Below are 12638 nucleotides of genomic sequence, written 5' to 3' on the forward strand. Positions count from 1 at the left end.
TAAAACCCTCTAACTTATTTATATTTCCTGAAGCTCCAGCCATCTCATCTCATATCCCTCCAGCTTTTCAGAAATGGTTTCCAGTTCCGCAGAAAGCTTGGCTACCTTTTCATATTCCGTTTCATTATTAAGCTGATCCATGATCCTGGCGCGTTTTTCTTCAAGTTCAGGCATTTCTTTTTCTATCGTTTCCAGTTCTCTCTGTTCCTTGAAAGACATTTTTCTTTTTGGGGAAGCAGGTTGAGAAACCTCTGGTGCTGCTACAACAATTTCTTTTACAGGTTCCGGTTTAGGGGCTGTATTTTTTCCCTGTGCATCTTCACGGCTTTTCGCTTCTCTGTATTCGGAGAAAGTTCCTATGAAATCTCTGATTTTTCCTTCGCCTTCAAAAGCAAGAACATGGTCAATAATTCTGTCCATGAAATACCTGTCGTGAGAAACAATAATCAAACTTCCCTGGAAGTTCAGTAAGAAATTTTCCAGTACAGTCAATGTAGGAAGATCCAGGTCATTGGTAGGCTCATCAAAGATCAGGAAGTTAGGGTTCTGATACAGGATATACATCAGGTGCAGCCTTCTTTTTTCACCACCCGAAAGTTTTGAAATAGGGGAGTATTGCGTCTGATCATCAAATAAGAATAATCTAAGGAACTGTGATGCAGAGATCGTTTTCCCATTAGCCAAAGGAAAGTTCTCAGAAATTTCTTTAATGAAATCAATGACTCTTTCATCTTCTTTATACTTCAGTCCTTTTTGTGAAAAGTATCCAAATTTGATCGTTTCTCCGGTTTCAATTTCTCCTGAATCTTTGGGTTCAAGTCCCTGAATAATATTCAGTAAAGTAGATTTCCCGGCACCATTTTTTCCTACAATTCCTACTTTCTCGCCTCTCTGAAACTGATAGCTGAAATCTTTTAATAATAATTTATCACCATAGCTTTTGGAAATATCTCTAAGTTCAAGAATTTTGTTTCCAAGCCTCTTCATTTCGAAATCGAGTTCAAGAGATTCTTTTCTCGTATCGGTTTTCGCTATTTTTTCAGTTTCATAAAAGTCATCCTGTCTGGATTTTGATTTTGTAGTTCTTGCTTTGGGCTGTCTTCTCATCCACTCCAGTTCTTTTCTGTAAAGATTATTGGCTTTGTCGATGGTAGAATTCATATTGTCCTCACGAATCATTTTGTTTTCAAGATAAGTCGCGTAAGAACCGTTATGGAAATACAGGTTTTTATCCTCCATTTCCCAGATAATTCCACAAACAGCATCCAGGAAATACCTGTCGTGAGTAACCAGGATTAATGTAATTTTTGCTTTGCTTAAATAACTTTCCAGCCATTCTACCATTTCCACATCAAGGTGGTTGGTAGGCTCATCCATAATCAGAAGAGTATGACGGTGTTCCGCTCTGGTTTCAGTCAGTAATTTGGCCAAAGCCACACGTTTGATCTGCCCTCCGGAAAGAGTTCCCATTTTAGCCTCTAGGTCTGTAATCTTCAGCTGGGAAAGAATTTGCTTCATATCATTCTCAAGATCCCATGCTTTGTGAATTTCCATTTCAGCCAAAGCTTTTTCAATGAAATCATAATCTGTGGAAAGAAGTGATTTGTGATAATTTTTCAGAGCCTGAATGGGCGCAGAATCCAGAGTCATCATAAACTCGTCAATGGTAAGATCCGAATCAAACTCGATTTCCTGGTCAAATAAAACTACCTGGATGTCTTTATTAATAGTTACAGTTCCGCTGTCTGCAATTTCTTTCCCCATTAATATTTTAAGAAGGGTAGACTTTCCGCTTCCGTTTTTGGCAACGATGGCTATTTTGTCACCCTCATTAACGTGGAAGGAGATGTTTTCGAACAAAACTTTGATGCCATAAGATTTAGTAAGATTTTCGACAGAAACGTAATTCATTGGAATGTAATGGTTTGATATTGATTTTGTATTCAGCGGCAAAAGTACGAAAATGTAACTAGAAAAGTTTGACCTAATGAAGTGAATTAGGGGTAAGGAAGATGGAAGAGGGAAGAAGGAGGCTGGAAGTTACTATTGGACAATAATTTTACTGGCTACCACAAAATTTGAAGACATATTTTTGACAAACTAATAAGACTGTGATCCAGTCATGCTTTCGGTTTCCATAACTCCCATCTTCCCTCTTCCATCCTCCAGCCCCAAAAATTAAGATTTATTTAATACCCATCAAGTAAATTTCCCCAAACACATTCCCTAATTTTGATTGAGCTAAGGCTTGATTTTTGCTACCACATAATGCTAAATCTTATTTAAAATAATGAAAAAAGTAATTGTCGATATGGACGGGGTGATGGCGGATGTATACCATCAGCTGGTGAAGTTTGAAAAAAGAGACTCAGGAAAAGAAATTGAGATCACAGGTCTCGCTGGAATGTCTGAAATAGAAGCATTCCCGAATGGAAAGAAACACGTTAATGAAGTAGGTTTTTTCAGAACACTTGCTGTAATGGAAGGAAGCCGCGACGCTTTGGAATACATTAACAACAAGTACGAACTCTATATCGTTTCCGCAGGAATGGAGTTTCCCAACAGCTTACGAGAAAAATTTGACTGGTTGGCAGAACACTTTCCGTTTATCAGCTGGGAGCAGATCGTTTTATGCGGAAGTAAAAGAGTAGTCCACGGAGATGTAATGATTGATGATTATCCTAAGAATCTGGATCATTTTGCAGGGGAGAAATTAATCTTCACTCAGCCGCACAACGAACTGATTGAAAACGAAAATTACAAAAGAGTGCATTCATGGCAAGACATCATGAATATCCTGTAAAAAAGGAAAGTTTATACATTTTTTAGAATTCGCATCACAAACCGGTGATATTTTACAGAAAATTTAACTAAACGGATCTTAAATTTAATAAGCTGTTATGAGTGTTGAATGCCGGAAATAAAGAATTTTGCAGCAAACTTACACCATGAAAAAACTGAATACTTTATTCTTTCTTTTAGCCGCTTATTCTTTCCATGCACAGGTAATTTCCGGAACTGTGATTTCCAAAAATGATAACCTGCCTGTTCCTTACGTGAAAATCGGAATAGAAAAAGAAAATGCAGGAACGGTTTCCGATGAAAAGGGGAATTTTTCCATTGATCTTTCCGGGCTGGATGCTTCCCGAAAACTCAGAATAGAAGTTCCCGGCTATGAACCGTATGCGGAAACCGTACAGAATTTCAGAAAGCAGGACCGCAGACAGATATTATTAAAAGAAAAGGTTAAGAATATAAAAGAAGTCAACATCAAAGTCAAGAAACTGGTTGATAAAAACTGGGGCGTCAATACCAAAACGAAAAGTGTCCTGTATTCCGTGAATTCTAAATTTAAGAAAGAAGATTTCCTTGGTGAAACGGCTTTGGAATTTAATGCCAGCAAACGTTCAAAGATCAAAAATATCAATCTGAATATTGCCAGCTACACTTCCGATAGGCCCGTACTGATGCGGTACAGTATTTACAGTGAGAAAAACGGATTTCCAAATGAAAATATTCTGGATGAAGAAATCACTGTGGAACTTACGCAGGATATGATCAAAGACGGAACCTATACACTGGATGTCAACGAGCATAATATTTGGGTGCAGGGGAAATTCTTTGTCGGAATTCAGTTTTTGAAAGAATTTGATGGTAAGATTAATATCAGTGCAGCGTTGTTCCGGACAGGATTTATGAGGAAGTTTTATGGAGACTGGCATAAAATGACACTGGCGGCACCGGCGATCAATATAGATGTAAAAGTGGATAAAAGCGCAAAAAATACCAAAGATGAAGCAGCAGCTTTAGGGGATGACCTTGAAGGGCTGGTTTCCGATGTGTCCCAATATCAGGCTGCATCTGAAAATTCCGGCTATGGGAAAAATGAATCTTCAGGCAGTTATATTGAATTAAAAGACACGAAACTTTACTATGAAATCTACGGGGAAGGAGAACCTCTTTTTCTTCTTCATGGAAATTCAGGAAGTATAAAAGATTTTTACCAGCAGATTCCGGTTCTTTCGAAACAGTTCAAAGTGATTGTGGTAGATACCAGAGGACAGGGTAAAAGTACCGATACTTCTCACAGGCAGTTTACCTATATTCAATTTGCAGAGGATATAAAAGCGCTTGCCGATAAGTTGGGTTTAAAGAAAATCAATATTGCAGGCTGGAGTGATGGTGGAATCACAGGACTTGAGTTTGCTCTAAAATATCCGGAAAATCTGAATAAATTAATAGCTATAGGAGCTAATGCTTTTCCTGAAGGTGTTGATGAAAGACTGGTTAATCATATGAAAAACCAGCTTCTGGTACTGAATATTGAGAACAAACCGGAGAAATTCGACGAACGCAGACTGGTAACAATCATGCTGAAAGAACCTCATATCAGCAAAAAAGATCTTTCAAAAATACAAAGCCCTGTTTTGGTAATCGCAGGAGATAAGGATGTGATCAAACAGGACCATACGGAAATGATCGCCAAAGAAATTCCAAATGCAGAGCTGAAGATCTACAAAGATGCGACCCACATGATTCCTTTTGAAAAAGCAGATGAACTGAATGCAGATATTTTGAAGTTTCTGGGGAAATAATTTGGGATGGAAGAGGGAAGATGGAAGCTGGGAGATGTTGTAGACGATTGAATTTAATCAGTCATTTCATTAACTGATTAAATTTTAAATTGATTTTAAAAGTGCATAAGTTTGGGGATAATAGTTCTTTCTGGTTTCAGAACTTCCATCTTCTGGCTTCCACCTTCCTGCCTTCTAATCCAGCGTCATTCTCTTCAAAGACCACGTACTTCCGTTGTATATATCAAGATCTACTTTGGAATTGATGCCGTGAACAATTCCGTTTTCCGTAAACTGCCAGAAATCCCAGTGATCATTGGGAGTTGGTGAAGGAACATCGTTGTAATTGGCCAGCCAGAGCGGATAGCCATCAAATTCACCTTTCAGAAAATCTTTGTAGTAATGATAGTAAGTGTAGATAATCGGTTTTTCACCATAAGTTTCCTCTACGATCCTGCACCATATTTTCAGATCCTCGATCAGTTTTTTATTGGTCTTTCTTTTTGGAATTTTTTCGATATCCAAAATAGGAGGAAGGTCTCCACTTTCCAGCTTTACGTTCGCTAAAAAATTATTGGCCTGGATCACAGGATCTTCATCAGCCCTGTAAAAATGGTAGGCTCCACGGATCAGATTATGTTTTTGAGCTTTTGCCCAGAATTCATCAAAATGTTTGTCGGCATTCCGGTTTCCCATCGTAGCGCGCATCACTACAAATTCAAGCGGAATGGTTTTATTGCCGATGCTTAAACTGTCCCATTTGATATCTTCTCTGTTCTGATAATGCGAAACGTCAAAACCATACGTTTTATCCAGATTCGAAGAGAGTATTTTCTGAATCCTTAAAGTTTCTGTTTCGCTGTTGTGAAGTTTTTTATGACTGAATTTATTAAAGTATAATGCGTAATAATAGCTGATAGACTGCTTCAGGTAAAATCCCGTCCCAATTAAAGCAATAATTAAAACCGCCAATATTACTTTTCTCCGGAAAAAATAATTCTTCCGACGGTTCTCATGTACCTTTTTGGCCGTTTTTTTGGTGTACTTTCTGGGTGTCATAAAAGAAATAGATAGGCTGCAAATTTAGGAATACTAAGGCGTAATACTGACCTCGTAGCCTGATAATTCAAAATATTCTATAATATATTTTTCCTGACTATCATTTCCTCCGTATCTACCGGACTTTCTATTGATAATTATTTTTTGACTGGTCATAAACCATAATTCACCTCCCTGATAAGCTTCTGCCCCTCCGGTAATATTGGTATGGCAAACATTTTTTCTCAGTGAATTTTTATTGGGTGTCTGTTCTAAAAGGATTAAGAGATCTCCATTGTCGTTAATGACCCAAAGATAAGTGCTGTCCTTTTTATTGTTATTTCTGCCTCCTTCGTCATTGTAGTAAACAACATCACCCGGAGCACCATTATTGTTGGCATTGTAAGACGGGAAAAGAACTGCCGCCCCTTTTTCAATACTTCTTCCGGGTTCTGAGGTTCTTCCGAAGGGTAATGTTAAAGGTCCTAAGTTTATCAGTAATTCAGTTTTTCTTGAATTATTCATAAGCCATTATGCCTTGTTGAATTAAAGCTTCAATTTCATTAATGGTAAGGTATTCCAGCAGACCGGCTAAGGAAATCAATTTGTAATGATCCTGATCAGAATTTTTCTTTGTGAAAATCCTATTAGACAAATGATCAATATAGTAATGAGAAGATGATTTTCTGAATAATGCTTCTATAAAATCATCATTGATATGATTGTCAAATTCATGAAGAGTACTTTCAAAAATCTCTTTATGATCCATGATGTATATTACTTTCCACAGATTGTCTTCATTGGAAATGTACTTGTTTTTTTCAAACGAAACACTATAAATTTTATCTTCATAAGGAGATTCTAAATTGTAGGTTGTAACGTATTCCTTAGCGTAATGCCGTTGCCTTCTGGACAAAAATTTTGATCTGTCTGAAAAAATAATTTTTTCCATATAAGCCACTCGTTTTTCCAGCTTGGCTACTAACTTCTCATTTTCATCAGCATAACTGAATGAGGCAGAAGTTACATCCACACTTGCCGTTGATGGGTTTATTAACCCTTCTTTTGAAATTTTCAGTACCCTTTCATAATTTGATGCAGGTTCAATGACAATATAGTTAGCACTACTTAGAGTCCAACCTTCCGTTCTGACAGCCTTTTCAGTGACATCTTCTTTCTCAGTTGTTTTTTTTGCCATTTGTATTACAAAATTGTTACTTAAACAATTAATTTGTATATTCAAATTTATGATTTTTAAATCAAATCAACAACAAGTTTACTACCATTAGTCATTTATTCTTTTTAAATTTGTATTATGGAAACACGCGAAAAAATCATCATTATAGGAGGAGGATTTGCGGGGCTACAGCTTGCAAAAACGTTGAATAACAGGAACAAAAAAGTAATCGTTCTGGACCGGGTGAATCATCATATGTTTCAGCCGCTTTTTTACCAGGTTGCGTGCGGGAGGATAGAACCTTCCAATATTTCCTTTCCTTTCCGGAAAATTTTTCAGCAATCCAGAAATACACAGTTCCGTCTTACCGAAGTAAAAGAAATTGATCCGGCGCACAACAGAGTGATCACGGATGAAGCCGAATTTACCTATGACAAACTCATCATAGCCACCGGATGTAAAACAAATTTCTTCGGTAATAAAGATATGGAATCAAGAGCTTTCGGGATGAAAAATACCCAGGAAGCGATAGGAATCAGAAATCATATCCTGATGACCTTTGAGAAGCTGATTCTCGAAAAAAGCAGAAGCGACGATGGTAACTGGAATATCGTTATTGTTGGAAGCGGGCCTACCGGTGTAGAGCTGGCAGGAGCTTTTGCAGAGATGAAAAAAGAAATTCTTCCGAGAGATTATCCCTACATGAATTTTGACCAGCTTAAAATTATTCTGGTGAGTTCTACCGAAAAACCTCTGGCTGTCATGAGCAGCGAGGCTCAGGAAAAGTCTGAAAAATATCTTAAGGATCTTGGCGTTACTTTCTTAAGCGGTGAGATCGTTACGGATTATGATGGCAACAAGGTATACATGAAGAGCGGAAAAGATATTCCGTCCAATAATGTGATCTGGGCAGCAGGAGTTACGGGAAATGTAGTCGATGGATTTCCGGCGGAAAAATTAGTGAGAAACAGATATATAGTAGATAGATTTAATAAAATAAAAGGTTACGATAATATTTATGCAGTCGGGGATATTGCCTACATGGAAACTCCAAAGTATCCGCAGGGACATCCGCAGGTAGCAAACGTAGCCATTAATCAAGCAAAAAATTTAGGGAAAAATTTCCTGAAGAAGAACGAAAGCGAGTGGGTAGAGTATGAGTATAAAGATCAGGGCTCACTGGCAACCATTGGAAAACACAGAGCTGTGGTAGATCTTCCGTTTATCAAATTCCAGGGATTCCTGGCGTGGTATTTCTGGATGTTCCTTCACCTGATGCTGATTCTGAGTGTCAGAAATAAACTGGCAGTCTTTTTCAACTGGATGTGGAGCTACTTCAACAAAGATTCTTCTTTAAGATTAATTATTTCACCGAATAAGAAAAACGGAACATTACAATGAGAATTGACATAATAAGCGTACTTCCTGAATTGATGGAAAGTCCGTTTCAGACTTCTATTTTAAGAAGATCAATGGATAAAGGTTTGGTAGAAGTTCACTTTCATCAGCTGAGAGACTGGGCGATCAATAAACACAAGCAGATAGATGATGAGCCTTATGGAGGCGGAGCCGGAATGGTGATGATGATAGAACCAATTGATAAGTGCATTACTGAGCTTAAATCCCAGAGAGACTATGACGAAGTGATCTATCTGACACCTGATGGTGTTACCCTGAACCAGAAAATTGCCAATTCCCTTTCTATCAAAAATAACCTGATCTTCCTTTGTGGTCATTACAAAGGCATTGACCAGAGAGTTCGTGACCTTCATATTACCAAAGAAATTTCAATCGGGGATTATGTACTTACCGGAGGAGAGCTGGCAGCATGCGTTCTGGCAGATTCTATCATCAGGCTGGTTCCCGGAGTGTTAAATGATGAGCAGAGTGCCCTTACGGACAGTTTTCAGGATGATCTTCTCTCGCCGCCTATCTATACAAGACCTGAAGTTTATAAAGATTTAGAGGTTCCAAAAATACTTTTAAGTGGTAATTTTGCGAAGATTGAAGAGTGGCGTCACGAAGAAGCCGTAAGGATTACTCAGGAGAAGCGTCCGGATTTACTGTAAAAACAATAAGTAAATTACCCTAAATCGGTACTTTTTTCACATTTTCAGACCGTTAAAAATAAAACGGAATAAGAATTGATATAAAAATTAAAATAAGCGAAAATTATTAATTGAAAGTCTTAGAATATATTTATTTTTTTCTTTATAAATTGAAAAATGGATGCTGTTTTAATTTTCTCCTTTGGGTTAATAATTCTAAATGCTTGATAATTTAATCGTATAAAAGCTTTCTTGTTGATGTTTTTTATTCAATAAGTTACATTTATTGTATAACATTAATGTAAAAATATTATAAATAAATTAACGGAATTTGAAAAAAAATAATAAATTTACAACGGAAAAGAAAGTGATAATTTTTAAGATAGCAATTTGTGCAGATGGAGATGTTCTCTTTTTACAATGTCGAAAATTTATTTTTACCTGATCCCAAACCAACCCACAGATTAGATCCTACGAGATCGGGCTTGAAAAATTGGGACGAACAAAGATATAGGAACAAGCTTTTTAAAATATCACACGTTTTTCAACTGATGAAGGAGGAAAATGGTGTACTCCCATTTTTGATTGGACTTTCAGAAGTCTCCGGAAGGAAAGTTTTGGAAGATCTGGTAGAAATGGAACCTTTTAATTCCGAATACGGGATTGTACATTACAATTCTATGGATGAAAGAAAGGTAGATGTTGCCCTGCTGTATGATAAAAGCAAAGTAGAAATCATAGATTCAGAAACTATTACTTTCTTCTTTGAAATTATAAATAAAAAAAACACAGAAAATTACGACACAACCAGAGACGTACTATTTTCTAAAATTAAATATAAAGGAACTGTTGTTAATATTTTTATCGCCCATCTTCCCTCCAAGCGAGAAAAAGACGTTAACAAGCCCAAAAGAGACTTTATTCTTAATGAGATCCGTTCTCGGATCTTGAGGATTGTACTTGAAGAAAAGGAACATGTGATATTGTGCGGTGATTTTAACGAAAACCCGGATGATGAAAATTTAGTAAAAATTCTCTACGACAACGATCATGAGGAGGTATTGGTAAACCCTTTTCAAGAGTTGTTCTCTACAAGAAATTATTCTACTTTTCATTATAAGTCAGGTCTGCTTTATGATCAGATTATCTTGTCAAAATCTCTTTTTGACAACGATGTTTTGAACTTTCAGAATGCCAAAATTTTTAATTCTGAAAAAATAAGCAGCCGGACACGAAATTTTGAAGGACGACCCTTCCGAACCTATGCCGGTACACGGTACTTGGGCGGATACAGCGATCACTTTCCGGTTTTTGTACAATTTGAAGAAACAAAAACATAAATAATAAAAAAGTAGAAAATGAAAAATTCAAGCAACACAAGTTATCATTTAGATTCAATTGACAAGGAGATCATTTACATGCTAATGGATAACGCTAAAACGTCATTAGCCCACATCTCGAAAAACGTTGGAATTTCCACAACGGCAGTGCACCAGAGAATCAAAAAGCTGGAACATGCCGGAGTTATTGAAAACTCCATTTCTTTTCTTAATCCTAAAAAAATAGGATATAAAGTAATTTCGTATATCGGCGTATTTTTAGATCAGCCCAGCCATTATCAGGAGGTTGTAAAATCTCTGCATGATGTGAATGAGGTAGTAGAAGCCCATTATACAACAGGAAATTATACCATATTCTTAAAAGTTCTTTGCAAAGACAATGACCATCTTATGCAGATTCTTAACAAACTTCAGAAGTTTAAAGGGGTGACAAGAACAGAAACTTTCATATCTTTGGAACAAGGTATTTACAGACAACTGAAAGTATAACGATTATGAACATTGCCCAATATTTGGATTCAACCTATTTGAAAACACCTGCACAGTCAGGCATCTCAAACGAAGAAACATTACAATTAGATAAAGAATTAGCGCAGGAAGCCATTGATAACGGTATTTTTGCCGTCATGATCCGTCCGGATTATGTAGCTGATATCAAAAAGTATATTCAGGAAAGAAATTCAAATGTTGCGGTAGGAACCGTAATAGGTTTTCATGAAGGAACCTATTCTATTGAAGAAAAGCTTGTGGAAGCTTCGAAAGCAATTGAAGACGGAGCGGATGAACTGGATTTTGTTACGAATTACAGTGCGTATCTCAAAGGAGATCTGGAACTGGTGAAAAAAGAATTTGTAGAATGTACTCAGCTGGGACTGCAGCATCAAAAAGTGGTTAAATGGATCATTGAAATTGCAGCACTTACCGATGAGCAGATTGCAGATATCACCAAAAATATTTCAAACTGGGCAGAAGAGAATTTCTCTGAAAATGAGTTCCCGGATATTTTTGTAAAATCTTCTACAGGCTTTTACCAGACAGAAGGCGGAAAACCCAACGGAGCCACATTTGAAGGCATTAAAATTATGCTGGACAATGCAGGAAAACTACCTGTAAAAGCTGCCGGAGGGGTAAGAACTCCTGAAGACGCTGAAAAAATGATCAACATGGGAGTGAAAAGAATTGGAACTTCCTCAGCACTGGCATTAATTAAAAACGAATCCTCATCCGGAGGTTATTAAAAAACATAAAAAAAACCATCAAAATTTTGATGGTTTTTTTATTTATACCTGTGCCTGATATTCTTCGTAGAATTGTTGCGTTTCTTTGATCAAGGCATCCATTTCTTCTAAAGTATAGACCTCCAGGAATTTTTTTCTGAATTCTTTGAAGTGAGGTACCCCACGGAAGTAATTGCTGTAATGCTGTCTCATCTCAATAAGACCCAGCTTTTCACCTTTCCATTCTGCACTCCATTCTGCATGTTGGCGTACAGCCAAAAGACGGTCTGCAATAACCGGTTCAGGAAGATGCTCACCCGTTTCAAAGAAATGTTTGATTTCGTTAAAAATCCATGGATAACCAATCGCTGCACGGCCAATCATAATTCCGTCGCATGCATATTTCTGTTTGTATTCAAGAGCTTTTTCCGGAGAATCGATATCACCGTTTCCGAAAATAGGAATCTCAATATTAGGATTCTGCTTAATTCTTGAAATATGTTCCCAGTCCGCTTCACCCTTGTACATCTGTGCACGGGTTCTGGCGTGAATCGTTAATGCTTTGATACCGGTTTCCTGTAATCGCTCTGCCACTTCATCGATATTGATGCTGGTGCTGTCCCATCCTAAACGGGTCTTAACCGTTACAGGAAGGTGCGTAGAGGTTACAACAGCTTTGGTAAGGCGTACCATAAGGTCAATATCCTTAAGAACTCCTGCGCCTGCTCCTTTGCATACTACTTTTTTTACAGGACATCCGAAATTAATGTCTACCAGATCCGGGTTTACCGTCTCTACAATTCTTGCAGACATTGCCATTGCGTCCTCATCTCCACCGAAAATCTGGATCCCGACCGGTCTTTCATAATCGAAAATATCAAGCTTCTTGCGGCTCTTCATCGCATCACGAATCAAGCCTTCAGAAGAAATAAATTCTGAATACATCAGATCTGCCCCATGCATCTTGCACAGGCGTCTGAACGGAGGATCACTTACATCTTCCATCGGAGCCAGCAAAAGCGGAAATTCCGGCAGTTCTATATTGCCTATTTTTACCATGCGGCAAATTTACGAAATTATAAACATTCGGGGATATGATAATTTCTATGGTGAAGATAGGGCGGAGATATCGGATAGGAGATGTCAGATTTAAGACTAATTGAGGTCGTGGATTTAGAATTGTGAATTGTGCTTCGCAAGTGAATTGTGAATTTTAGACATCAGATTTCAGACATGAGATGAGA

At 37.5% G+C, this 12638-nt stretch carries 12 protein-coding genes; 7 read left to right on the plus strand and 5 right to left on the minus strand.

The genetic code is table 11. The features are described from left to right. Positions 1-18: 18 nt before the first annotated feature. Positions 19-1911: an ABC-F family ATP-binding cassette domain-containing protein gene (locus BUA72_RS01920; RefSeq protein WP_072921611.1), complete on the minus strand. Its 1893-nt coding sequence runs from the start codon at positions 1909-1911 to the stop codon at positions 19-21. A gap of 379 nt (positions 1912-2290) precedes the next feature. On the opposite strand from BUA72_RS01920, the gene BUA72_RS01925 reads away from it, so the two are divergent. Further along, positions 2291-2803 (plus strand): 5' nucleotidase, NT5C type, encoded by a 513-nt coding sequence (locus BUA72_RS01925; RefSeq protein WP_072921613.1) that lies wholly within the window; start codon positions 2291-2293, stop codon positions 2801-2803. 145 nt (positions 2804-2948) lie between these two features. Then, positions 2949-4595, plus strand: coding sequence for an alpha/beta fold hydrolase (locus tag BUA72_RS01930; protein ID WP_072921614.1), 1647 nt, complete (start codon positions 2949-2951; stop codon positions 4593-4595). 174 nt (positions 4596-4769) lie between these two features. Here the strand turns inward: BUA72_RS01930 and BUA72_RS01935 are convergent, their stop codons facing one another. The 3 genes from BUA72_RS01935 to BUA72_RS01945 are packed head-to-tail and all read right to left on the minus strand — an operon-like array spanning position 4770 to position 6855. Beyond that, positions 4770-5633, minus strand: a complete 864-nt coding sequence (locus BUA72_RS01935; protein WP_072921615.1) for a glycoside hydrolase family 25 protein — start codon at positions 5631-5633, stop codon at positions 4770-4772. Between the two features lie 33 nt (positions 5634-5666). Then, the gene (locus BUA72_RS01940) at positions 5667-6137 is read right to left on the minus strand and encodes a hypothetical protein (protein ID WP_072921616.1); all 471 of its coding nucleotides are present in this window, start codon (positions 6135-6137) and stop codon (positions 5667-5669) included. Further along, the gene (locus tag BUA72_RS01945; RefSeq protein WP_139259475.1) at positions 6130-6855 is read right to left on the minus strand and encodes a hypothetical protein; all 726 of its coding nucleotides are present in this window, start codon (positions 6853-6855) and stop codon (positions 6130-6132) included. The genes BUA72_RS01940 and BUA72_RS01945 overlap by 8 nt, the downstream gene beginning before the upstream one ends. A 72-nt stretch (positions 6856-6927) precedes the next feature. On the opposite strand from BUA72_RS01945, the gene BUA72_RS01950 reads away from it, so the two are divergent. From BUA72_RS01950 to deoC, 5 genes are all read left to right on the plus strand, one after another. Beyond that, positions 6928-8190 carry an NAD(P)/FAD-dependent oxidoreductase gene (locus BUA72_RS01950; protein ID WP_072921618.1) on the plus strand — a complete coding sequence of 421 codons (1263 nt, stop codon included), beginning with the start codon at positions 6928-6930 and terminating at the stop codon, positions 8188-8190. Then, positions 8187-8858, plus strand: a complete 672-nt coding sequence (gene trmD / locus BUA72_RS01955) for a tRNA (guanosine(37)-N1)-methyltransferase TrmD (RefSeq protein WP_072921619.1) — start codon at positions 8187-8189, stop codon at positions 8856-8858. Before BUA72_RS01950 ends, trmD begins: the two co-directional genes overlap by 4 nt. A gap of 383 nt (positions 8859-9241) precedes the next feature. Further along, the gene (locus BUA72_RS01960) at positions 9242-10177 is read left to right on the plus strand and encodes an endonuclease/exonuclease/phosphatase family protein (RefSeq protein ID WP_228407848.1); all 936 of its coding nucleotides are present in this window, start codon (positions 9242-9244) and stop codon (positions 10175-10177) included. Positions 10178-10195: 18 nt separating this feature from the next. Beyond that, on the plus strand, positions 10196-10666 hold the full coding sequence (locus tag BUA72_RS01965) for an Lrp/AsnC ligand binding domain-containing protein (RefSeq protein WP_047452322.1): 471 nt from the start codon (positions 10196-10198) through the stop codon (positions 10664-10666). A 2-nt stretch (positions 10667-10668) separates the two neighbouring features. Further along, positions 10669-11415, plus strand: coding sequence for a deoxyribose-phosphate aldolase (gene deoC / locus BUA72_RS01970; protein ID WP_072921621.1), 747 nt, complete (start codon positions 10669-10671; stop codon positions 11413-11415). Between the two features lie 42 nt (positions 11416-11457). Here deoC and dusB read toward each other — a convergent pair whose 3' ends face one another. Next, on the minus strand, positions 11458-12453 hold the full coding sequence (gene dusB, locus BUA72_RS01975; RefSeq protein ID WP_047452318.1) for a tRNA dihydrouridine synthase DusB: 996 nt from the start codon (positions 12451-12453) through the stop codon (positions 11458-11460). Positions 12454-12638 lie beyond the last annotated feature (185 nt).

This window comes from Chryseobacterium sp. OV279 (assembly GCF_900128945.1).
In the GTDB taxonomy this organism is placed as follows: domain Bacteria; phylum Bacteroidota; class Bacteroidia; order Flavobacteriales; family Weeksellaceae; genus Chryseobacterium.